Raw genomic sequence first — 23,900 nt, 5'->3', positions numbered from 1 at the left:
CTTCATAAACCGTATCAATCTGTGTGAACACTCATCGCAATAATCATCGTATAAGGAGGTGATCCAGCGCCAGGTTCCCCTAGCGCTACCTTGTTACGACTTCACCCCAGTCATGAACCACAAAGTGGTAAGCGTCCCCCCGAAGGTTAAACTACCTACTTCTTTTGCAGCCCACTCCCATGGTGTGACGGGCGGTGTGTACAAGGCCCGGGAACGTATTCACCGTGGCATTCTGATCCACGATTACTAGCGATTCCGACTTCATGGAGTCGAGTTGCAGACTCCAATCCGGACTACGACGCACTTTTTGGGATTCGCTCACTTTCGCAAGTTGGCCGCCCTCTGTATGCGCCATTGTAGCACGTGTGTAGCCCTACTCGTAAGGGCCATGATGACTTGACGTCGTCCCCACCTTCCTCCGGTTTATCACCGGCAGTCTCCCTGGAGTTCCCGACATTACTCGCTGGCAAACAAGGATAAGGGTTGCGCTCGTTGCGGGACTTAACCCAACATTTCACAACACGAGCTGACGACAGCCATGCAGCACCTGTCTCAGAGTTCCCGAAGGCACCAATCCATCTCTGGAAAGTTCTCTGGATGTCAAGAGTAGGTAAGGTTCTTCGCGTTGCATCGAATTAAACCACATGCTCCACCGCTTGTGCGGGCCCCCGTCAATTCATTTGAGTTTTAATCTTGCGACCGTACTCCCCAGGCGGTCTACTTAACGCGTTAGCTCCGAAAGCCACGGCTCAAGGCCACAACCTCCAAGTAGACATCGTTTACGGCGTGGACTACCAGGGTATCTAATCCTGTTTGCTCCCCACGCTTTCGCATCTGAGTGTCAGTATCTGTCCAGGGGGCCGCCTTCGCCACCGGTATTCCTTCAGATCTCTACGCATTTCACCGCTACACCTGAAATTCTACCCCCCTCTACAGTACTCTAGTCTGCCAGTTTCAAATGCTATTCCGAGGTTGAGCCCCGGGCTTTCACATCTGACTTAACAAACCACCTGCATGCGCTTTACGCCCAGTAATTCCGATTAACGCTCGCACCCTCCGTATTACCGCGGCTGCTGGCACGGAGTTAGCCGGTGCTTCTTCTGTCGCTAACGTCAAACAACGCCGCTATTAACGACGCCGCCTTCCTCACGACTGAAAGTACTTTACAACCCGAAGGCCTTCTTCATACACGCGGCATGGCTGCATCAGGCTTGCGCCCATTGTGCAATATTCCCCACTGCTGCCTCCCGTAGGAGTCTGGACCGTGTCTCAGTTCCAGTGTGGCTGATCATCCTCTCAGACCAGCTAGGGATCGTTGCCTTGGTGAGCCCTTACCTCACCAACTAGCTAATCCCACCTAGGCATATCCTGACGCGAGAGGCCCGAAGGTCCCCCTCTTTGGCCCGTAGGCATCATGCGGTATTAGCCATCGTTTCCAATGGTTATCCCCCACATCAGGGCAATTTCCTAGGCATTACTCACCCGTCCGCCGCTCGACGCCGTTATCGTTCCCCGAAGGTTCAGATAACTCGTTTCCGCTCGACTTGCATGTGTTAGGCCTGCCGCCAGCGTTCAATCTGAGCCATGATCAAACTCTTCAATTTAAGATTTTGTTCGGCTCAATGAATACTGAACATTACATAAGTAATGTTTGAATTGACTGTGCTGAATCCGAAGATTCAATGGTCACTTCGTTTCATTGAAACCTAATTTGAAGCCGAAGCTTCTAATTGGATTATCATCAACGAGTGCCCACACAGATTGATAGGTCTATATTGTTAAAGAGCTTTTCCTGTTGAGCTTTGCTCAAAACAGGACGGCCATTTTAGCGAGTTAAAGTTTAGTGTCAATCACTTTTTTCAAACTTTCTTCAAGCGTTTCCGCTTGGCTAATTTGGCTTGCTAACCTCGACTTCGTTTCTTTCGAAGCGTTGCCGTGTCAGCGAGGTGGCATTATAGAGATTGCGATCACATTGGCAAGCCCTTTTTCTCGTTTTTTTTGATTTTTTTATCGTTCGGATAAATTTGCATCAAAAGCAGTCAAAAGAGCACGTTATTTCTACAGTTCTCTGAATTTATCTGCGAAAAGAGCCACTTTTTCCCAATTGGTGTATTCCACTTCTTTGGTCGTATCGGTTTCGCCACCTGTCATCGACATAATGAACCTAATCATAGTTCTGTCGAACCAGCTGTAACGTGGGTAATAAAGTGCACCAGCAAAAACACCGATTAGCGTTGGTTTCCAAGGCGACTTAATTAGAAACTTACGAATGTAAGCACTACCTTCAGGTGTATCCTTTCCTTGGTCCTCTTTACGAGCGGTTAGGTTTACGCAGAAAAATGCCACTTTATTTTGCTCCAATTGATTGAGATTTCGCTCAATAAACTGGTATAGCTTTTTATTAAGATGACCATAACGAATAGAGGCGCCTATCAACACTCTGTCGTATTGACTGAAGTCAATCGTCTCGACATTATGTAAATCCACCAGCTCACAATCGAAGTCTGGAAGTTGTTCATCTATATAGTGGAGAATTTTTTTAGTCTGCCCTTCGCGGGAAGAGTATAGAAATAATGCTTTTGCCACGATTTCCCCTTAGCTACGCCAAAATGTCGGCGTAAGTAGAATAAGTAAGGTAAAGATTTCCAAACGACCAAACAGCATAGAAACTATCAATACCCATTTTGCTTTGTCGTTAACATCACCAAAGTGAAGCGCCACTTCCCCCAGGCCTGGACCGAGGTTGTTCAGAGTTGCAGCCACCGCAGAGAATGCACTGAGCTCGTCCATCCCTGTAGCAATCAAGCCCAACATACAAACCACAAATACCAATGCGTATGCGGAGAAGAAGCCCCAAACCGCATCGACAACACGTTGCGGTAGGGCACTGCCACCTACTTTGATGGTGTAAACCGCGCGTGGATGGACCAAACGTTTTAGTTCACGCGCACCTTGTAAGGTAAGAAGCAGGATACGGATCACTTTCATGCCGCCGCCTGTTGAACCAGCACAACCACCTATAAAAGAGGAGAACAATAGCAGTACAGGTAAGAAGAGCGGCCAATCCGCAAAACCTGTCGTCGTAAAGCCCGCAGTTGTCGAAATTGACACGGTTTGGAAAAGTGCCTGATCGAAAGCATCGTATGTCGATGTGTAAGAGTGATGTTTCAGTAATAATAGAAAGCAAATAACAAATAGCAGCACTTGAATAAACAAGAAGGCGCGAAACTCAGGATCTTTCCAATAATACTTGGGATGCACACCACCCGATGCAAATGCAGCAAAGTGCAGCGTGTAGTTACATGCAGATATAAGCAGAAAAACCACCGTAATCAGGTTAATCGCGTAACTATCAAAGTATCCGATGCTGGCATCGTGGGTAGAGAAGCCACCAATGGCAATGGTGGAAAAGCTGTGACTGATGGCGTCAAATGGCGTCATACCAGCTAACCAAAAAGCCGATGCACAGGCGATAGTCAGGCTCAAATAGATGTACCAAAGCGCTTTAGCGGTTTCTGCTATGCGCGGCGTCACTTTAGTGTCCTTGACTGGACCAGGGATCTCGGCGCGGTAAAGCTGCATACCACCAATGCCAAGTACTGGCAAAATCGCCACTGCTAATACGATGATTCCCATACCGCCGAACCACTGCAATAACTGTCGATAGAATAGAATCGCTTTAGGTAACTCATCCAAACCAACAATAACGGTCGCCCCGGTCGTAGTGAGAGCAGAAAACGATTCAAAAAACGCATCCGTGACTGAGACGTTTGGGTTGTCAGCTATTAGAAAGGGGATCGAGCCTGCGCTGCCAAGTACTGTCCAGAACAGAACGACAATAAGAAAGCCATCTCGAGCTTTAAGCTCGTGCTTATACCTGCGGTTTGGGTACCAACAAACGGCCCCACAAAACAGCAGAACAAAAAATGTCGTGACAAAAGGCACACCTGCACCATCTCGATAGATCAGCGCAACGAGTGCTGGCGCAAGCATAGTGACACTAAAGAGTGCGAGCAGTAGCCCGACGATTCGAATAATTGAACGAAATTGCATGGATAAATTGACTAGCGAAGCTGTCCCTGTTGCTTCCTGTTTTTCATTATTGTCCGTCTAGCGGAGTGACAATTGCCTTTGCCCCGCTTTTATTGATGATTGCTTGGGTAAACGCGCTCACTTCTCGAAGCTCAATTTCCACCACTAATACCACCTGATCGCTGTATTCAGCCTCGACTTCTACCGCACCAAATTGCGGCATGATTGACTGTGCGATCGGCATAAACCCATAGTCTAACGTTAGTCTGAGCTTTGTGGTTATTTTTTTCTCAATAGTTTGAAGCAGCTTGAGCGCTTGTTGTACCCCACCCCCATACGCTTTAACCAAGCCGCCTGTACCTAACTTGATTCCACCAGAGTATCGCGTGACCACTGCCGTGATTTCCCCCACCCCAGAGCCAGACAGCTGCGCCAGGATCGGTTTGCCTGCAGTTCCGGACGGCTCCCCATCATCACTAAAGCCCCACTTCATCGAATCTTCTGGTCGACCAGCAACAAAGCCCCAACAGTTATGTCTAGCATCAGCGTGTTTAGCTTTGATTTGATCAACAAATGCTTTTGCAGCTTCGATACTTGGCGTGTGTGCCAAATAAGTAATGAAGACGCTCTTTTTAATTTCTTCTTCAAATTGAGCGGGCTCTGCTGGAATCAGATAAGGCTTGTCATTCATAGGATTATGGATTCAGGTCTATTTGCCTGAAGTCTATCACGAGTGTGATTTACCCGTCGCATAAGATCTGCCACAGCGCACAATGTTAAACACTTGTTTAAAAAATGTATTGAAATTAGACAATCCACGATCCAAACTAACTTTACTGGTCAAACCAGAACAAAAATAAAACGACTTCCTCGATACCTATTTGCCGAGGTACACGGCGTCGTTGAAATAGGTATACAGACAATCCACGATTGTATGTCATGGAGATAGACAATGATTTACCAAGCCGAAACCCTACAGGTAAAGGAAATACAAGATGGTATTGTAGAGCTAAGCTTCTGCTCTCCAAAATCCGTCAACAAACTCGACCTAGCGACATTAGAATCGCTAGATAAAGCTCTTGATGCGCTCATTGCCCATCAAGGCCTTAAGGGGTTGTTGCTCACTTCAGATAAAGACGCATTCATTGTAGGCGCAGACATTACCGAGTTTTTAGGTCTGTTTGCTAAAACGGATGCCGAGCTCGACCAATGGCTGCAATTTGCTAACAGCATCTTTAACAAATTAGAAGACTTACCCGTTCCGACCATCTCGGTGATCAAAGGCCACGCTCTTGGTGGCGGTTGTGAATGTGTGCTAGCAACAGACATGCGTATTGGTGACAAAACCACCAGCATCGGCCTACCAGAAACGAAACTGGGAATCATGCCGGGCTTTGGTGGTTGTGTACGCTTACCTCGCGTTATTGGCGCAGACAGCGCAATGGAAATCATCACCCAAGGTAAAGCATGCCGAGCTGATGAAGCATTGAAAATTGGCTTACTCGATGCTGTTGTAGAGACTGATGCTTTATACGAATCGGCACTACAAACGCTGAACTCTGCAATTAACGAGAAACTTGACTGGCAAGCACGCCGAGCACAGAAAACATCTCCGCTAACGCTGAGTAAGCTTGAATCAATGATGAGCTTCACCATGGCGAAGGGTCTGGTGGCACAAAAAGCAGGTCCTCATTACCCTGCCCCAATGACAGCCGTTATCACGATTGAAGAAGGTGCTCGCTTTGCACGTAATGAAGCGTTAGACATTGAACGTAAGCACTTCGTGAAATTGGCTAAATCGGAAGAAGCAAAATCACTCGTTGGCCTATTCCTTAATGATCAATACATCAAAGGCATTGCGAAAAAAGCAGCGAAGTCAGCAAGTAAAGACACGCAACGTGCAGCCGTGTTAGGTGCAGGTATCATGGGTGGCGGCATTGCTTACCAATCAGCGCTAAAAGGTGTGCCTGTCTTAATGAAAGACATCGCGCAAGCGTCGCTCGACCTAGGCATGACTGAAGCATCTAAGCTGCTGAATAAACGCTTATCTCGCGGTCGCATTGACGGCTTTAAGATGGCAGGTATTTTAGCGTCAATCACACCGAGCCTACATTACGCAGGTATTGAAAACTCTGATGTGATTGTTGAAGCTGTCGTTGAAAACCCGAAAGTAAAAGCAGCAGTTTTGAGTGAAGTTGAGTCCCATGTCGGTGACGACACCGTTATCACCTCAAACACCTCGACGATTCCTATCAACCTATTGGCAAAATCACTAAAACGCCCAGAAAACTTCTGTGGTATGCACTTCTTCAACCCAGTGCATCGTATGCCTCTTGTTGAGATCATCCGTGGTGAGCACACCTCTGATGAAACCATCAATCGTGTTGTGGCGTATGCTGCGAAAATGGGCAAATCACCAATTGTCGTCAATGACTGCCCAGGGTTCTTCGTTAACCGCGTATTGTTCCCATACTTTGGCGGCTTCAGCATGCTACTTCGTGATGGTGCTGACTTTACGAAAATCGACAAAGTCATGGAGCGTAAGTTTGGCTGGCCGATGGGACCGGCGTACTTGCTTGACGTAGTCGGCATTGATACCGCGCACCACGCACAAGCTGTGATGGCAGAGGGTTTCCCTGAGCGTATGGGTAAACAAGGTCGTGATGCGATTGATGCACTATTCGAAGCAGACAAATATGGTCAGAAGAATGGTAATGGCTTCTACAGCTACACCATAGATAAAAAAGGTAAGCCGAAGAAAACCTTCTCAGAAGCGATATTACCGGTACTTGCTGACGTTTGTGCCGATAAGCAGGACTTTGACGATGAGACCATCATTCAACGTATGATGATTCCAATGATCAACGAAGTGGTGCTGTGCCTACAAGAAGGCATCATCGCGACTCCTCAGGAAGCAGATATGGCATTGGTTTATGGTCTTGGTTTCCCTCCATTCCGCGGTGGCGTATTCCGCTATCTAGACAGCGTGGGTATTGCTGAATACGTTGAAATGGCAAAACAACACGCCGAGCTAGGTGCGATGTACCAAGTACCGCAAATGTTGATTGATATGGCGGCGAAAGGTGAAAGCTTTTACGGTGCACAACAGCAAGGTTCTATCTAAGGAGGGATTCTAAAATGACTAATCAAACAAGAAATGTTGTCGTAGTCGATTGTCTACGTACTCCAATGGGTCGCTCTAAAGGTGGTGCTTTCCGTCATACACGAGCAGAAGATCTATCTGCGCGTCTAATGAAAGGCATTCTTGCACGTAACCCACAAGTGAACCCAAGCGAGATTGAAGACATCTACTGGGGTTGTGTACAGCAAACACTAGAGCAAGGCTTTAACGTTGCACGTAATGCCGCGCTACTCGCGTGCCTGCCGATTGAAATTGGCGCTGTGACGGTTAACCGTTTGTGTGGCTCATCCATGCAAGCGCTGCATGACGGTACACGTGCGATCATGACTGGCGATGCTGAAATCTGCCTAATTGGTGGCGTTGAGCACATGGGGCATGTGCCGATGAACCACGGGGTAGACTTTCACCCTGGTATGTCCAAGAACGTAGCAAAAGCTGCGGGCATGATGGGCTTAACGGCTGAAATGCTTGGTAAATTACATGGCATTAGCCGTGAGCAACAAGACGAGTTTGCCGCGCGCTCTCACGCTCGTGCGCACGCAGCAACCGTAGAGGGTCGCTTTAAAAACGAAATCCTACCAATTGAAGGCCATGCGGCTGACGGTACACTGTTTACTCTCGACTATGATGAAGTGATTCGTCCAGAGACAACAGTTGAAGGTCTGTCTCAGCTTCGTCCTGTGTTTGACCCAGCAAACGGCACAGTAACAGCCGGTACATCATCAGCGCTGTCTGATGGCGCATCAGCGATGCTGATCATGAGTGAAGAGAAAGCCAATGAGCTTGGCTTGAAAATTCGCGCACGTATTAAGGGCATGGCGATCGCAGGTTGCGATCCATCCATCATGGGTTACGGTCCGGTACCGGCGACGCAAAAAGCGCTCAAGCGTGCTGGTCTTTCAATTGAAGACATGGATGTGGTTGAGCTAAACGAAGCATTTGCAGCGCAGTCTCTGCCGTGTGCTAAAGACTTAGGTCTGCTTGATGTGATGGATGAGAAGGTCAACCTTAACGGTGGTGCGATAGCATTGGGTCATCCACTAGGCTGTTCTGGTTCACGCATCTCAACAACGTTGATCAACCTAATGGAAGCGAAAGACGCGAAATACGGTCTAGCCACCATGTGTATCGGTTTGGGTCAGGGTATAGCGACCGTATTTGAGAGGCCTTAACGCTTTGAGTGAAGTAGGCTCAAAACGACGATGGTCGTAGTGATCTACTCAACAACCAGCATGAAATGAATAAATACTAAAATAATTTAGTATTACACTTAAGGGCGACATCAGATGTCGCCCTTTGTTTTACGCCAAACATAGTAAACATGCATACAAAGCATACATGAAATGAGTAACTTTCATTTTATTCATAGATAGAGAAGACATAGACTTATAGACAGTTAATATCTTGCTGTATGTGGCAACTGAGTCACGCTAACGCAATTTCGGAGAACCTTATGTTTAATGCTCTAGTTCTAAACCAAGAAGACAAACGCACTATCGCTAGTATCGAGAAAATCGATGAAACACAACTGCCGGAAGGTGACGTTCTGGTTGAAGTCGATTACTCGTCGTTGAATTACAAAGATGGTTTGGCGATCACAGGTAAAGGTAAAATCATCCGTAACTTCCCGATGGTACCTGGCATTGATCTAGCGGGTACGGTTGTAAGTTCTGAAGATTCGCGTTACCAAGCAGGTGACAAAGTGGTCTTAACTGGCTGGGGCGTGGGTGAAAACCATTGGGGTGGCATGGCTCAACGTGCTCGTCTAAAAGCGGATTGGCTAGTGCCACTACCAAAAGGTCTAGACAGCAAGAAAGCAATGATGGTTGGTACTGCTGGCTTCACTGGTATGTTATGTGTTCAAGCACTGCTTGATGCAGGCATCAAACCTGAAGCTGGTGAAATCCTAGTAACGGGCGCAAGTGGCGGCGTAGGCTCGGTTGCAGTAACGCTCCTAGCACAGCTTGGCTACAAAGTTGCTGCAGTGACAGGACGTGTAGAGACAAACGGCCCGCTACTTGAAAAACTAGGTGCTAGCCGCATCATCGACCGTACTGAATTTGAGGAACCAGCACGTCCACTTGAAAAGCAAGTATGGGCAGGTGCGGTAGATACCGTCGGCAGCAAAGTACTAGCAAAAGTACTGGCGCAAATGGATTACAACAGTGCAGTCGCCGCTTGTGGTCTTGCAGGTGGTTTTGATCTACCAACTACAGTGATGCCGTTCATCCTACGTAACGTTCGTCTACAAGGTGTGGACTCAGTAATGTGTCCAACAGAGAAACGCATCGCAGCATGGGAAAAACTGGTTGAACTACTACCAGACAGCTATTTCGAGCAAGCGTGTACTGAAGTAGAACTAGCAGAAGCACCAAAATACGCAGAAGACATCACCAACGGTCAAGTAACAGGTCGTGTGGTTATCAAGCTATAAACACTGACTCAGCGTAAACAAACGAAGAGCCGGCAATGCTGGCTCTTTTTGTTAGCAGTTTAGTCCCATATCTTCGATACGCTTAGCTATTAGACGGCTACATTCTTCACGCACAATCGTTCTTAACCATTCTTGAGCAGGAGAATGCTCGCAACGCGCATGCCAAATCATCGAATACTCAAATGGAGTAAATTGGAAGGGTAGTGGTTTCACCACCAAGTCATAACGCTCGGCAACCAAATACGCCAAATCCGCGGGCACTGTGATGATAATAGGCAGGGTATCCATGATCGCCAATGCAGCTTCTAAATGGTAAGCCCGCAGAACCATTTTACGCTTAGGTTTCTCCATCAAAGCTTGTTCGATCAGTGCCTTAACACCATCACTGATGGCGATCATGGCATGTGGATGACTCAGATAATCATCTAAGCTCATTTCTTTATCCGCTAATGGATGCTGTTTTGAAAGCATACACAGCACCCCCACTCGCCCCAACACTTCACTGCGTAGCGGCTCCACCGGGCCTGTCGGGCGACAAATCGCTAAGTCTGCACCTTCATAAGTGAGCTGATCTGATAAACGGTCGTGTTGCAGTGGTAAGAAGTTAAAAGACACGTTTGGCGCTTCTTGGTAAATTCTCGGCAAAGCGAACGGTAAGATCGTTTGCATGGCATAGTCGGTGGTCACGATGTTGAAAGTCTGTACGCATTGCAATGGGTCAAACTCAACCGGAGATAACAACTGACGTAAAGACTCTAATGGCTCGCCTAATGAGCGATCGATCTCTAACGCTTTCTGAGTTGGGATCAAATGCTGCCCCTGACGAGTAAACAGCGGGTCTCCCAATAAGTCACGCAGACGACCAAGCACACGACTCATTGCTGATTGACTCAAATTCAGACGTGTTGCCGCCTTACTGACGCTGTTTTCTTCTATCAGTACTCGCAACGCAACCAGTAAATTTAAATCTCGGCGATAGATGTCTTCCAGTTCCACGAATTAGCCACTTATTTTGTATGTGTTTGGGTAAATTGTACTCTTCAGGCAAAAAAAATCCCGCCTTTCAGCGGGGAAGCCCAAGAAAAATGGGGATAGTGTCGGAATGAAGTGTCGGTAAAAATAGGTGAGCGTTATTAAAGTATTCTGATCGAAGCAAAAAGCGCTAATTTTCTTGCTCAGATGCACCTGACCATTTGCGCATCTCGATCCAAATCCCAATAATAGTGGCAACCATGCCTACAAGAGGCATCAAAGAGGTGTCAGCTGGCGTTCTGAGTACCAAAGCACAAAACGAGATAAAACAAAGTACGGAGTAAATCGTAAGTCTGTCTAACGCTGTTAACATTGCCTCTCTCTTGCCAGTTGTTACCAAATTGTTAATTTAAGGTAAAACAAAAAATTCCGTTTGCCAAGTGGTTATTGAATATTTTTTCAACGAACGTAGAATTCACCGCTAAGTTAGTTACGAGAATCACACTATGAGCTTTAATCCTGAACTGGCAACAAAGACATTAGAGGCGGAAGGACTGCGCTGCCCAGAGCCAGTGATGATGGTCAGGAAGACAATTCGCAACATGCAAGATGGTGAGATTTTGCTGGTCAAAGCAGATGACCCATCCACGACTCGAGACATTCCGAGTTTCTGCCGTTTTATGGATCACCAATTAATTGCGGCACAAACGGAGCAAGTTCCGTATCAGTACCTGATCAAGAAAGGATTGGAATAATCTGGTCGAATTAAAAACGGCAGCCGATTGGCTGCCGTTTGTTTATTCATCGTATTCGAGTGTGCGAACTTCTGATTGGAGCTTGTTGAGTTGTTTTTTCATTGCCCGCATCTCTTCATGCATAGGAATGATGTGGGCTACGCGAATCCACGCCTCTACTGTTAATCCAGTAAGAACGAACGATCCTGCCACAATCGGCAACCACATATCAGTCAGTACCATCGCTAACAAGCACAGCGCCAAACCAAAGGTGAATAAATAACTCTGACTCTTTGGGGTCATCCCCATGTAACGTGTAAGCATAAACTTGCCCTCTCGCTATCATTCACACCATTAAACTACCATGACAAGTATGACACTAATATGTCATCCGTCACGCTACGGAGCGATTTTAAGTCAGAGTTTGAGCTACGCCACTAATTCGCTAGTTATTGATTATTTGCATCATTTTAACGATTGTTCGCGGATAACATTTTCCATTTTCAGGCTGCGTTATCCGCCTAAAAACATTAAAAGAAGGCCGCACCAATCGCCAACAACACGAACAAAATAGCGGTGACTTTACGAATCAACCCCAGGGGCATCTTGTCTGCTGAAAGCTTACCAATTAACACCACAGGCACGTTAGCCAACAACATACCAATGGTCGTGCCAAGTATGACCCAACTCAGCGCATCCGCGTATTGCGCGCCTAGGATAGAAGTGGCGATCTGAGTTTTATCACCAATCTCAGCCACAAAGAAAGCAATAAAGCTGGCAATGAAAGGACCTCGGTTTGAAATCTGTTCGTCATCATCCAACTTATCAGGAATCAACACCCAAGCCGCCATCGCGACAAAACTGACCACCAGCACCCACTTTAAAATATCAGGTGATAAATAGTCAGCGACAACCACACCTAACCATGCAGCCAAAGCGTGGTTGGCAATGGTTGCCAAAAAGATTGCTGCAATAATTGGGATTGGTTTGCGGTAACGACTTGCGAGTAATAGAGATAGCAATTGGGTCTTATCGCCAATTTCTGCTAACGCTACAGTAGTAATTGAAATAGCTAAAACGCTCACGACATGCTCATTGGGGCAGGGATTATTATATTTAACCAAAGACAAACCTCACGCCCCTACCCCGGTTCGTGATGATTTGTCTAAGGTCTTGCTAAACTTGAAAGGCTTCAAGTCTCGAACGCCATGGTGATTTTGCACCAATTATGTTGACGGACGAACCAGATGAAACAGAAACTTCATCAGGTAAGCTACTCCCCAAAGACAGGCGCAATTCTAGCCACCTTTGTTGCGCTTCTCAAGAGCCAAAGCAGGCAAAAACTCCCTTTTAAGAAAAATACAGCAGATAACGCGGTAAAAATTCATTAAAGGAGAAAATCGCCCACGAATTAATCAAGATTAGCTCTACTCCCATGCTCAATATCTGGTTATACTAGATTGTTAATTTATTCAACCGTAATTACTCTTTATCGCCGTTGTTAGAGTTGAAAAACTCGGCATAGATGACGAATTAACGAGTAACAAGAGAATCGCGCGAACCTGACTTATGCAAAAATACGATATCAAAACCTTCCAGGGAATGATCCTCGCGCTGCAGGATTATTGGGCTCAAAATGGTTGTACCATTGTTCAACCGCTAGATATGGAAGTGGGTGCGGGTACCTCTCACCCAATGACCTGTCTACGAGCGCTTGGCCCAGAGCCAATGTCGACAGCTTACGTACAACCTTCACGTCGTCCTACTGATGGCCGTTACGGTGAAAACCCTAACCGTCTTCAGCACTACTACCAATTCCAAGTAGCGCTAAAACCATCGCCTGACAATATTCAAGAGTTGTACCTTGGCTCCCTTGAAGTTCTTGGTATTGACCCTCTTGTACACGACATCCGTTTCGTAGAAGACAACTGGGAAAACCCAACACTAGGCGCATGGGGTCTAGGCTGGGAAGTTTGGCTAAACGGTATGGAAGTAACTCAGTTTACTTACTTCCAACAAGTTGGCGGCCTTGAGTGTAAACCAGTCACTGGTGAGATCACTTACGGTATCGAACGTCTAGCAATGTACATCCAAGAAGTAGACTCTGTTTACGACCTAGTTTGGAACATCGCGCCAGACGGCAGCAAGGTGACTTACGGTGATATCTTCCACCAAAACGAAGTAGAGCAATCGACTTACAACTTCGAGCACGCAGACGTTGAATTCCTATTTGGTTTCTTCGAGCAGTGTGAGAAAGAGTGTAAAGAGTTGCTTGAGCTTGAAAAGCCACTGCCACTACCTGCTTACGAGCGCATTCTAAAAGCTGGTCACGCATTCAACCTACTAGACGCACGTAAAGCGATCTCAGTAACTGAACGCCAACGTTACATCCTACGCATCCGCAACCTGACGAAAGCAGTTGCAGAAGCATACTACGCATCGCGTGAAGCTCTAGGCTTCCCAATGTGTAAGAAAGAACAAGCGTAAGGGGTAGAGTAACATGGCAAAAGAATTTCTAATCGAGCTAGGTACAGAAGAGCTACCACCAACGCAACTTCGCACTCTAGCTGAAGCATTCGCAGCAAACTTCGAAGCAGAACTAAAAGGCGCTGAGCTTGCTCACGAAGGCGTGAAATGGTTCGCGGCACCTCGTCGTCTTGCTCTAAAAGTAGCAGCACTAGCAGACAGCCAGTCTGACAAAGTGGTTGAAAAGCGTGGTCCTGCGGTTTCTGCAGCGTTTGACGCGGAAGGCAACCCAACAAAAGCAGCTCAAGGCTGGGCACGCGGTTGTGGCATCACGGTTGACCAAGCAGAACGCATGGTTACAGACAAAGGCGAATGGCTACTGTTCAAACAAGAAGTGAAAGGTCAGCCAACGTCTGAGATCGTCGTTGAACTTGCAGCGAAAGCACTAGCAAACCTACCTATCGCAAAACCAATGCGCTGGGGTAACAAAACGACTCAGTTCATCCGTCCAGTTAAGACGCTAACCATGCTAATGGGCAGCGACCTAATCGAAGGCGAGATCCTTGGTGTTGCTTCTGACCGCACTATCCGTGGTCACCGCTTCATGGGTGAGCAAGAGTTCACTATCGATTCTGCTGAGCAATACCCTGCAATCCTAGAAGAGCGCGGTAAAGTTATGGCTGATTACGAAGCACGTAAAGCCATCATCCTAGCTGACGCACAAAAAGCGGCAGCAGCGGTTGGCGGTATCGCTGACCTAGAAGATGACTTAGTAGAAGAAGTCACGTCTCTGGTTGAATGGCCAGTAGTACTAACAGCGAAGTTTGAAGAAGAGTTCCTAAAAGTGCCTTCTGAAGCGTTGGTTTACACCATGAAGGGTGACCAGAAGTACTTCCCTGTTTACGATGAAAACAAGAAGCTACTACCTAACTTCATCTTCGTATCGAACATCGAATCAAAAGAGCCTCGTTACGTAATCGAAGGTAACGAGAAAGTGGTTCGTCCTCGTCTTGCTGACGCAGAATTCTTCTTCAACACAGACCGTAAGCGTCCGCTTATCGACCGTCTGCCAGAACTAGAGCAAGCGATCTTCCAAAAGCAACTGGGTACGATCAAAGACAAAACAGACCGCATTACAGAACTTGCTGGCTACATTGCTGAGCAAATCGGTGCTGACGTTGAGAAATCAAAGCGTGCTGGTCTACTAGCAAAATGTGACCTAATGACCTCAATGGTATTCGAATTCACGGATACTCAAGGTGTTATGGGTATGCACTACGCTCGCCACGACGGTGAAGCAGAAGAAGTTGCAGTAGCACTGAACGAGCAATACATGCCTCGTTTCGCAGGTGATGAACTGCCATCAAACGGCGTTTCAACTGCAGTTGCAATGGCAGACAAGCTAGACACTATCGTAGGTATCTTCGGTATTGGTCAAGCACCTAAAGGCAGCGACCCATTCGCACTACGCCGCGCATCTCTAGGTGTACTACGTATCATCGTTGAATACGGCTACAACCTAGACCTTGTTGACCTAGTAGCGAAAGCGAAGTCACTGTTTGGCGACCGCCTAACCAACGACAACGTTGAACAAGACGTTATCGAGTTTATGCTTGGTCGTTTCCGTGCTTGGTACCAAGACGAAGGCTTCAGCGTAGACATCATTCAAGCGGTTCTAGCTCGTCGTCCGACGAAACCAGCAGACTTCGACCAACGAGTTAAAGCGGTTTCTCACTTCCGTGAACTAGAAGCAGCTGAGTCTCTAGCAGCAGCGAACAAACGTGTAGGTAACATCCTAGCGAAATTCGACGGCGAACTAGCAGCAGACATCGACCTAGCACTTCTACAAGAAGACGCAGAGAAAGCACTAGCAGAAAGCGTTGAAGTCATGACTGAAGCACTAGAGCCTGCATTTGCGACCGGTAACTACCAAGAAGCCCTAAGCAAGCTAGCAGATCTACGTGAGCCAGTGGATGCGTTCTTTGATAACGTAATGGTAATGGCAGACGACGAAGCACTTAAGAAGAACCGTCTGACACTACTGAACAACCTGCGTAACCTGTTCCTTCAGATCGCAGACATTTCTTTGCTTCAAAAGTAATTCATTACTCTTCGAAGTGATTAAGAAATAAGTAAAAGGGAAGCAGATACTTCCCTTTTTTGTTGCCTTCAAACCGATGAAGGTGACGCTTATTATTCATTTTGTGAACAAGACTAAAATTTGTAGGGTGAGACGCGTTTAACTTGTTGGTGTAGAGCTCGGATTGTAGAGGCACAGTTTTGCTATAACTGAACTGTTTATTCGGGGGAAGGACACAATGAAAAAAACAATTCTCGCACTCTCTATCGGTCTACTGAGCGCCTGCAGCCAGATTCCAGAAAATGCCATCGTATTAAGCGTTGGTGATGACACCGCTGTTTTTGAGGAAAACTCACAGGGCTTACTTGTCGCCGAGCAAAGACTCGAAAAAGGCAGTTATACCTTTACCATTGCTGACAGCAAGCAAAGTTGTGGCAGTAGCTTTGCCCTAACAGAAGAAGATCGCATCAAGTTCAATCGTCCATTAAAAATGGATAACTGCGCCACTGATGCACAAATGCCGCTGCGCATCTTCAAAGCCAATACCTATCAATTTACGCTCAATCCAACCACCAACGAGCTGACGGTAAAGATCAAACCAAAACAGACTCAGGACATCACCTACTCTTGCCCTGTCGCAACTGACACGCCAAAAACCATCAATGTTGCTCAAACCTTTAATGATGGCACTGTCGTTCGCGATGCCTTAACCGGACAAGAAGCCACAGTCGCCAATGGCAGCGTCACCATGCAGCCGGGTCCTATGAGCCAAGGTCTATTGCTGCTAGAAGAAGTTGAACAACAAGCCGATAAACCATTCAGCTGGGATAACGCGACGGTGTACTTCGTCATGACCGACCGCTTCTACAACGGTAACCCAGACAACGACAACAGCTACGGTCGCAGCAAAGACGGAAAATATGAGATTGGCACCTTCCACGGTGGTGACTTGGCGGGTCTGACGAAAAAACTCGATTACATCGAATCACTTGGTGTGAATGCTATCTGGATAACCTCGCCACTGGAACAAATCCACGGCTGGGTTGGCGGCGGCGATAAAGGCGACTTTAAGCACTACGGCTACCACGGCTACTACCACCAAGATTGGACCAAGCTTGATGCCAACATGGGTACCGAAGATGAACTCAGAACCTTCGTTGATACCGCCCACAAGAAAGGCATCCGCGTGATTTGGGATGTGGTCATGAACCACACAGGTTATGCGACATTAGCAGACATGCAGGAATTCGGATTTGGTCAGCTTTACCTTGATGACCAAGAAGCCAAAGAAATCCTTGGTGAGAAATGGACCGACTGGCAGCCAAAATCGGGACAAAGCTGGCACAGCTTCAACGATTACATCAAATACGGTGATAGAGAAGCGTGGGAAAAGTGGTGGGGCAAAGATTGGCTTCGTACCGACATCGGCGACTACGATGCACCAGGCTACAATGACATCACCATGTCTTTGAACTACCTACCGGATCTCAAAACCGAATCGACTCAGAAAACCGGATTACCAAACTTCTTCCGCAATAAAGACACCAATGCGCAAGATGAGCTGCAAACCCCGCGTGAGCATCTGATTACGTGGTTATCCGACTGGGTACGCGACTACGGCATTGATGGCTTCCGCGTCGACACTGCTAAGCACGTTGAAATGGAAGCGTGGGCAGAGCTGAAAGCCAGCACCACTCAAGCGCTTGCCCAGTGGAAGCAAAACAACCCAGACAAAGCCTTGGATGATCTACCTTTCTGGATGACAGGTGAAGTGTGGGCACACAGCGTGGTGAAGAGCCCGTATTTCGATAACGGCTTCGATTCCATCATCAACTTCGAGTTCCAATCTGACGTAGCACCAAAAGCGCTGAAATGCTTCGCTCAACTCGATAGCGATTATCGCCGCTACGCGGAACGTATTAACTCCGATCCTGAGTTCAACGTGTTGAGTTACCTGTCTTCGCACGATACTCAACTGTTTTGGTCAGCGCGCAGCCGCAGCTTCGATGACCAAGCACGCGCTGCAAATGCACTAATGCTGGCTCCGGGTGCAGTCCAAATCTACTACGGCGATGAGATTGCTCGTGACTTTGGCGTGACTGGCTCCGATCCTACTCAAGGTACTCGCTCTGATATGCCATGGGATAAGATTCATGGCGAACGTGAAGACTTGCTGCAACATTGGCAAAAACTCGGCGAGTTCCGTCAACGCCACCCAGCGGTTGCGCAAGGCAAACACATCACTCGCAATCAAGAAGGGTATTACGCGTTCGAGCGCCAATACCACGACGACAAAGTGCTGATCGTCTACACTGGCGAATAGCCGATTCACTCCACCAGCAAGGGAAGCATCCCGCTTCCCTTTTCTGTTCACTGCTCATATCCCCATCATCTGGTCTGATGACAAACTTTTTTCTTCTTCGAGTAAATTCACACTTTGCGTCGTAATAACATTAGGGTAAGGTCAAGTATTACTCTATAAGCTGATGTTTCATCAGCATTCAATACACATAAGCAATCACAATGAATTAGGTATCAGTCAGCATGCAGTTCTCAAAGTTTGGTGAAAAATTTAATCAGTATTCAGGTATCACGCAGTTAATGGACGATTTGAATGATGGTCTACGCACACCAGGTGCCATCATGCTCGGTGGAGGTAACCCAGCCGCCATTCCTGCCATGCTCGATTACTTTCACCAAGCCAGTGAGGAAATGCTCGCCAGTGGCGAACTCGTCGCCGCACTCGCCAACTACGATGGGCCGCAGGGTAAAGACGCGTTCGTGAAAGCGCTGGCTCAGTTATTCCGTGAAACTTACGGTTGGGAGATTTCAGAGAAGAACATCAGCCTAACTAACGGCAGCCAAAGTGGCTTCTTCTACTTGTTCAACTTACTCGCAGGTAAACAGCCTGACGGTTCGCATAAGAAGGTGCTACTGCCTATCGCGCCTGAGTACATCGGCTATGGTGATGCTGGCATTGATGAAGATATTTTTGTCTCTTACCACCCAGAAATCGAGCTGTTAGATAACGGATTGTTTAAATACCACGTCGATTTTGAACAGCTAACCGTCGACGATTCTGTTGCGGCAATCTGCGCATCTCGCCCAACCAACCCAACGGGTAACGTACTGACAGACGAAGAAGTGCGTAAACTGGACAAACTCGCACGTGAAAACAACATCCCACTGATCATCGATAACGCCTACGGCTTGCCGTTCCCGAACATCATCTTTGAAGATGTCGAACCGTTCTGGAATGAAAACACCATCTTGTGCATGAGCCTATCCAAACTTGGCTTGCCTGGCGTGCGTTGCGGGATTGTGATTGCGAGTGAAGAAATCACTCAAGCGTTAACCAATATGAACGGCATCATCAGCCTAGCACCAGGCAGTGTGGGTCCAGCGCTGGCAAACCACATCATCGCTAAAGGCGACCTGCTTAAACTGAGTTCAGAGGTGATTAAGCCGTTTTACAAGCAGAAGTCGCAACGTGCGGTTGAACTGCTGCAAGAAGCGATTACCGATGAGCGCTTCCGTATTCACAAACCGGAAGGCGCTATCTTCTTGTGGTTATGGTTTGATGAACTGCCAATAACAACAATGGAACTGTACCAACGCTTGAAAGCGCGTGGGGTATTGATAGTCCCGGGTGAATACTTCTTTATTGGCCAGAAAGACGAATGGGACCACGCTCATCAGTGCTTACGCATGAACTACGTTCAAGACGATGAGATGATGCAGAAAGGGATTGCGATTATCGCGGAAGAAGTTGAAAAGGCTTACCAACAAGGTCAGTAAAGCAAACTCCCACATCAAAGACACAAATTAAAAAGAGCGCCAACTGGCGCTCTTTCTCACTCTATAAGCAAATTACTTGCTGATTAGTTATTTTCTAGCAGGTTGTTGCTGCCGATAGCAATTTTACGTGGTTGCATTGCTTCTGGGATTTCACGAACCAAGTCAATGTGTAATAAGCCATTTTCCATTGATGCACCAGTCACTTTGACGTAATCCGCTAGCTGGAATTTACGTTCAAAGTCGCGCTCAGCAATGCCTTGGTACACGTAGTTTTTGCCTTCTTCTGCTTTGCGTTCGCCCTTCACAATCAACATGTTTTCGTTTTGAGTCAGATCGAGTTGGTCTTCAGAGAAGCCAGCAACTGCCATAGTAATACGGTAGTTATGCTCGTCTTTTTGCTCAATGTTGTACGGAGGGTAACCGCCAGAAGTATTTTTCGCTGTATTCGCTTCCATCAGGTTTAGCAGACGATCAAAGCCAATTGCATTACGGTATAGTGGTGAGAAATCTACGTTACGCATAAATCTATCCTCTTAATTAAGCAATAGTCTTAGTTCGGATGAACTTCATCCTACTGGCGTGTTTATGCAAAAACCGACGCCGAACTAAGAGATTCTTATCATTCCACTGGCCTTGGTTTGGCTCGGAGACATGATATTGAATCTAAAGGTTTAAGTTGTGTGCTAAAACGCCATATCCTCTTTTGAGCGATCTCGTTTTAGCGATTCCAGAGGGCTGTCTTCTAGTCTCTAGCAAGCCAGTCATCCTCTTCACAACTAGATATAAGGTCGTCAAAAATGACTTTCAAGGGAAAAAATAAAAAATTTTAAGTGCGCTCGCTATCTCCCCCAGAAAGGTCAGTTTACCCTCGCTTTGCGATCGGTATTAAAAAGCCCACCTTTCTGGTGGGCTCAATCTGCACTCTACTTACGGGAGGATTTACGCGCTTTTACAACGCTCTTTTCTGCCGCTTTTTCCTGTTTTAACTTACGCTTTTCTTTCAGACTCAACTGTGGTTGTTTCTTGTCTTTCTTACTCATGACTTCACCTCTATTTATTGGCACAACAGACAGCCACACAGCATTCTCTGCGCTGGTGGCTGCGATTGATGAACAATTTCAGTAATCACAAAGCAGCGTCGCTGATTAAAAATTTCCACTTCGAGCGCATCATTTTTAGCTCGACCTAACAATCGAGACCCCAAATAAGAATCGACCGCGAGCATACCTGTCATCGGTTGCCCCTTGCGCGAGCTAACTAACGTCATGCGATATTGATAGGCGCGTTCAACATCCACTAAGCGAACCGTGTCCCCAACCGCAATACGAGCTCGGTTACGGCAATGGGCCTGTTGCTCGCAGGTTTCAAATAGCGATAACAACCTTAGTGGTGATTGATAGGTTAAAAAGCGACTGGTTAACCACCAAGTTCGCAGCGCCAAACAGTACGCCGAGAACCAGCGTTCAAACATGATTATTTCCTTCTTAATGCCTTGTCTTACAAATAAATTCAGTGCATTGAACCGGAAGTGCATCACCTCCGGCTTAGTTCAGGAAAGTCATCACCATTTTCTCAACCTCCTTATTCATCAGCTCTTCAGCACTATAGCGAGCAGAAAAAAGAAAGCAAAAGCGCCCAAGCGAACAAAATGGCGAGAAAAAAAGAAAACAGAAATAAAATGGCAAGCTTGATCAGGTTATTGGCAATTAGCACCAGAAAAACCAAAGTCTTGGCAGAAAGTGGCGATTTTCATTGGTGGTTAAAACAAAAAAAAGCAGCGATTTCTCGCTGCTTTTTTCTATTAAGATAAGTTGTCGTTACACGTCTAAGTTCGCTACTTTCAGCGCGTTTTCTTCGATGAAGTTACGACGAGGTTCTACTTGGTCACCCATCAGTGTTGTGAACAATTGGTCTGCGCCTACCGCATCCTCAATCGTTACTTGCATCATGCGACGCGTTTCTGGGTCCATAGTCGTTTCCCACAGCTGATCTGGGTTCATCTCACCTAGACCTTTGTAACGCTGACGGCTCAGACCACGCATTGACTCTTTAACCAACCAATCAAGCGCTTCTGCAAAGCTTGCTACTGGCATCGTACGCTCACCACGTTTGATGTACGCGCCTTCTTCCAGAAGCCCATCCAGTGCTTCTGATAGATCAGCCAATTTGCCGTACTCTTTCGAGTTTAGGAAATCGATGCTAATTGCATGTTCGTGCGTCACACCGTGAGTACGAACCACGATCTTAGGCAAGTTTAAGCCTAGTTCTTCGTGCTGTTCAACTTCGTAGCTGTATTGGCTAGCGCCCACTTCTTTCGCATTCAGCTGCTCAATAAGCTGCTTCGTCCACGCTTCAACAACTGATGCGTCATGGCATTGCTCAGGCGTTAGACGAGGAGTGTAAATCAGCTCGTTTACCAAAGCACTTGGGTAACGACGGCTCATACGTTCCGCCAGTTTAATACCCGCATTGTACTGTTGAACAAGCTTCTCTAGTGCTTCACCTGCCAATGCTGGTGCTTCTGCGTTTACGTGTAGCGATGCATTATCCAGAGCCAATGATACTTGGTATTGGTTCATCGCTTCTTCGTCTTTGATGTACTGCTCTTGTTTGCCTTTTTTCACTTTGTAAAGTGGTGGCTGAGCGATGTACACGTAACCACGCTCGATAAGCTCTGGCATTTGACGGTAGAAGAAGGTCAATAGTAGCGTACGGATGTGCGAACCATCGACATCGGCATCGGTCATGATGATGATGTTGTGGTAACGCAGCTTGTCCGGGTTGTACTCGTCACGACCGATACCACAACCAAGTGCAGTGATCAGAGTGGCCACTTCTTGCGAAGACAGCATCTTGTCGAAACGTGCTTTTTCTACGTTAAGAATCTTACCTTTTAGCGGTAGGATTGCTTGGTTCTTACGGTTACGGCCTTGTTTTGCGGAGCCGCCTGCCGAATCACCCTCCACTATGTATAGTTCAGAGAGTGCCGGATCTTTTTCCTGACAGTCTGCAAGTTTACCTGGAAGGCCAGCTAGGTCTAGTGCACCTTTACGGCGCGTCATTTCACGAGCTTTACGTGCTGCTTCACGTGCACGTGCTGCATCGATGATTTTCGAACAAACCATCTTCGCTTCTGTCGGGTTCTCAATCAGGAACTCAGACAGTTTTTCACCCATTGCAGACTCAACAGCTGATTTCACTTCAGAAGAAACCAGTTTGTCTTTTGTTTGGCTTGAGAACTTAGGATCAGGCACTTTCACCGAAACAACCGCAGTTAGACCTTCACGCGCATCGTCGCCTGAAGTCGCTGTTTTTGCTTTCTTAGAGAAACCTTCTTTATCCATAAAGCTGTTCAATGTACGTGTTAACGCAGCACGGAAACCAGCAAGGTGAGTACCACCATCACGCTGTGGGATATTGTTGGTAAAACAGAAGATGTTCTCTTGGAAACCATCGTTCCATTGCATCGCCACTTCAACTGAAATGCCGTCTTCACGCTCTGAGTTAAAGTGGAAGATTTTTTCGATGATTGGCGTTTTGTTGGTGTTTAGGTGATCAACGAACGCTTGAATACCACCTTCATACATGAAGTGATCGTGTTTGTCCGCTTCACGCTCATCAACCAATTTGATCGATACACCAGAGTTCAGGAATGACAGTTCACGCAGGCGTTTCGCCAGAATGTCATAGTGGAACTCAGTGTTAGAGAAGGTCTCGGCACTTGGCCAGAAACGAATTTGTGTACCGGTTTTATCCGTATCACCCACAACGGCTAGTGGCGCTTGAGGCTCACCATGGCGGTAGGTTTGTGTATGGATATGGCCACCACGATGAATCGTCAGCTCAACTTTCTCTGATAGTGCGTTTACTACTGAAACACCTACCCCGTGAAGACCACCCGATACTTTGTATGAGTTATCGTCGAACTTACCACCCGCGTGAAGTACCGTCATGATTACTTCTGCTGCAGAGACATTTTCCTCTGAGTGGATTTCTGTTGGAATGCCACGACCATCATCGCTAACGGAAACCGAGTTATCCTCATGAATTGTCACAACGATGTCTTTACAGTGACCTGCCAACGCTTCATCAATTGAGTTATCCACCACCTCGAAAACCATGTGGTGAAGGCCGGTGCCGTCGTCCGTATCGCCGATGTACATTCCTGGACGCTTACGTACCGCATCCAGACCCTTCAGTACCTTAATACTCGATGAATCGTAATTTTCAGACATGAGTTTC

General features: G+C 47.0%; 18 protein-coding genes and 1 rRNA gene. 8 read left to right on the top strand and 11 right to left on the bottom strand.

All coding sequences use genetic code 11. The features are described 5' to 3' along the window. Positions 1–51: 51 nt before the first annotated feature. From ACZ5ZC_RS17350 to ACZ5ZC_RS17335, 4 genes are all read right to left on the bottom strand, one after another. A 16S ribosomal RNA gene (locus tag ACZ5ZC_RS17350) occupies positions 52–1,604 on the bottom strand. Positions 1,605–2,058: 454 nt separating this feature from the next. Then, positions 2,059–2,586 (bottom strand): menaquinone-dependent protoporphyrinogen IX dehydrogenase, encoded by a 528-nt coding sequence (gene hemG / locus ACZ5ZC_RS17345; protein WP_005378894.1) that lies wholly within the window; start codon positions 2,584–2,586, stop codon positions 2,059–2,061. Positions 2,587–2,595: 9 nt separating this feature from the next. Further along, the gene (locus ACZ5ZC_RS17340; RefSeq protein ID WP_006743175.1) at positions 2,596–4,053 is read right to left on the bottom strand and encodes a TrkH family potassium uptake protein; all 1,458 of its coding nucleotides are present in this window, start codon (positions 4,051–4,053) and stop codon (positions 2,596–2,598) included. A 46-nt stretch (positions 4,054–4,099) separates the two neighbouring features. Continuing rightward, positions 4,100–4,723, bottom strand: coding sequence for a YigZ family protein (locus ACZ5ZC_RS17335; protein ID WP_193448136.1), 624 nt, complete (start codon positions 4,721–4,723; stop codon positions 4,100–4,102). A 261-nt stretch (positions 4,724–4,984) separates the two neighbouring features. On the opposite strand from ACZ5ZC_RS17335, the gene fadB reads away from it, so the two are divergent. From fadB to acuI, 3 genes are all read left to right on the top strand, one after another. Then, positions 4,985–7,156: a fatty acid oxidation complex subunit alpha FadB gene (fadB, locus tag ACZ5ZC_RS17330; protein ID WP_464932154.1), complete on the top strand. Its 2,172-nt coding sequence runs from the start codon at positions 4,985–4,987 to the stop codon at positions 7,154–7,156. Between the two features lie 14 nt (positions 7,157–7,170). Then, positions 7,171–8,346 carry an acetyl-CoA C-acyltransferase FadA gene (fadA, locus tag ACZ5ZC_RS17325; RefSeq protein WP_464932153.1) on the top strand — a complete coding sequence of 392 codons (1,176 nt, stop codon included), beginning with the start codon at positions 7,171–7,173 and terminating at the stop codon, positions 8,344–8,346. A gap of 281 nt (positions 8,347–8,627) precedes the next feature. Continuing rightward, positions 8,628–9,608 carry an acrylyl-CoA reductase (NADPH) gene (acuI, locus tag ACZ5ZC_RS17320; RefSeq protein ID WP_464932152.1) on the top strand — a complete coding sequence of 327 codons (981 nt, stop codon included), beginning with the start codon at positions 8,628–8,630 and terminating at the stop codon, positions 9,606–9,608. A 51-nt stretch (positions 9,609–9,659) separates the two neighbouring features. Here the strand turns inward: acuI and ACZ5ZC_RS17315 are convergent, their stop codons facing one another. Both ACZ5ZC_RS17315 and ACZ5ZC_RS17310 read right to left on the bottom strand, forming a co-directional pair. Continuing rightward, on the bottom strand, positions 9,660–10,604 hold the full coding sequence (locus ACZ5ZC_RS17315) for a LysR family transcriptional regulator (protein ID WP_005378881.1): 945 nt from the start codon (positions 10,602–10,604) through the stop codon (positions 9,660–9,662). 166 nt (positions 10,605–10,770) lie between these two features. After that, positions 10,771–10,953, bottom strand: coding sequence for a hypothetical protein (locus ACZ5ZC_RS17310; RefSeq protein WP_005394131.1), 183 nt, complete (start codon positions 10,951–10,953; stop codon positions 10,771–10,773). Positions 10,954–11,086: 133 nt separating this feature from the next. On the opposite strand from ACZ5ZC_RS17310, the gene tusA reads away from it, so the two are divergent. Further along, a complete protein-coding gene (gene tusA, locus ACZ5ZC_RS17305) occupies positions 11,087–11,335 on the top strand; it encodes a sulfurtransferase TusA (protein WP_005394130.1) in 249 nt (82 codons plus the stop codon). A gap of 42 nt (positions 11,336–11,377) precedes the next feature. Here tusA and ACZ5ZC_RS17300 read toward each other — a convergent pair whose 3' ends face one another. Together ACZ5ZC_RS17300 and ACZ5ZC_RS17295 are read right to left on the bottom strand one after the other, a co-directional pair. Next, a complete protein-coding gene (locus ACZ5ZC_RS17300) occupies positions 11,378–11,638 on the bottom strand; it encodes a hypothetical protein (RefSeq protein WP_031780377.1) in 261 nt (86 codons plus the stop codon). A gap of 206 nt (positions 11,639–11,844) precedes the next feature. Further along, complete coding sequence (locus ACZ5ZC_RS17295) at positions 11,845–12,399, bottom strand: TMEM165/GDT1 family protein (RefSeq protein WP_012841256.1); 555 nt, start codon at positions 12,397–12,399, stop codon at positions 11,845–11,847. Positions 12,400–12,883: 484 nt separating this feature from the next. On the opposite strand from ACZ5ZC_RS17295, the gene glyQ reads away from it, so the two are divergent. From glyQ to ACZ5ZC_RS17275, 4 genes are all read left to right on the top strand, one after another. Continuing rightward, entirely contained in the window at positions 12,884–13,801 is a 918-nt protein-coding gene (gene glyQ, locus ACZ5ZC_RS17290; RefSeq protein WP_005383818.1) for a glycine--tRNA ligase subunit alpha, read from the top strand. A gap of 13 nt (positions 13,802–13,814) precedes the next feature. Next, on the top strand, positions 13,815–15,881 hold the full coding sequence (gene glyS / locus ACZ5ZC_RS17285; RefSeq protein WP_005378875.1) for a glycine--tRNA ligase subunit beta: 2,067 nt from the start codon (positions 13,815–13,817) through the stop codon (positions 15,879–15,881). Between the two features lie 217 nt (positions 15,882–16,098). Further along, a complete protein-coding gene (locus ACZ5ZC_RS17280) occupies positions 16,099–18,183 on the top strand; it encodes an alpha-amylase (protein WP_464932151.1) in 2,085 nt (694 codons plus the stop codon). A gap of 221 nt (positions 18,184–18,404) precedes the next feature. After that, positions 18,405–19,658: a valine--pyruvate transaminase gene (locus tag ACZ5ZC_RS17275; RefSeq protein ID WP_046874585.1), complete on the top strand. Its 1,254-nt coding sequence runs from the start codon at positions 18,405–18,407 to the stop codon at positions 19,656–19,658. Positions 19,659–19,741: 83 nt separating this feature from the next. Here ACZ5ZC_RS17275 and ACZ5ZC_RS17270 read toward each other — a convergent pair whose 3' ends face one another. The 3 genes from ACZ5ZC_RS17270 to gyrB all read right to left on the bottom strand — a co-directional run bounded on the left by ACZ5ZC_RS17270 (position 19,742) and on the right by gyrB (position 23,893). Continuing rightward, positions 19,742–20,179 carry an Hsp20 family protein gene (locus tag ACZ5ZC_RS17270; protein WP_005394114.1) on the bottom strand — a complete coding sequence of 146 codons (438 nt, stop codon included), beginning with the start codon at positions 20,177–20,179 and terminating at the stop codon, positions 19,742–19,744. 533 nt (positions 20,180–20,712) lie between these two features. Beyond that, positions 20,713–21,129: a GreA/GreB family elongation factor gene (locus ACZ5ZC_RS17265; RefSeq protein ID WP_005394112.1), complete on the bottom strand. Its 417-nt coding sequence runs from the start codon at positions 21,127–21,129 to the stop codon at positions 20,713–20,715. 346 nt (positions 21,130–21,475) lie between these two features. Beyond that, positions 21,476–23,893, bottom strand: a complete 2,418-nt coding sequence (gyrB, locus tag ACZ5ZC_RS17260) for a DNA topoisomerase (ATP-hydrolyzing) subunit B (protein ID WP_005394109.1) — start codon at positions 23,891–23,893, stop codon at positions 21,476–21,478. Positions 23,894–23,900: the final 7 nt, after the last annotated feature.

Source organism: Vibrio sp. JCM 18905 (assembly GCF_055393305.1).
The sequence above is the reverse complement of the archived record's forward strand: the minus strand, read 5'-3'. Positions and strand labels throughout refer to the sequence as shown.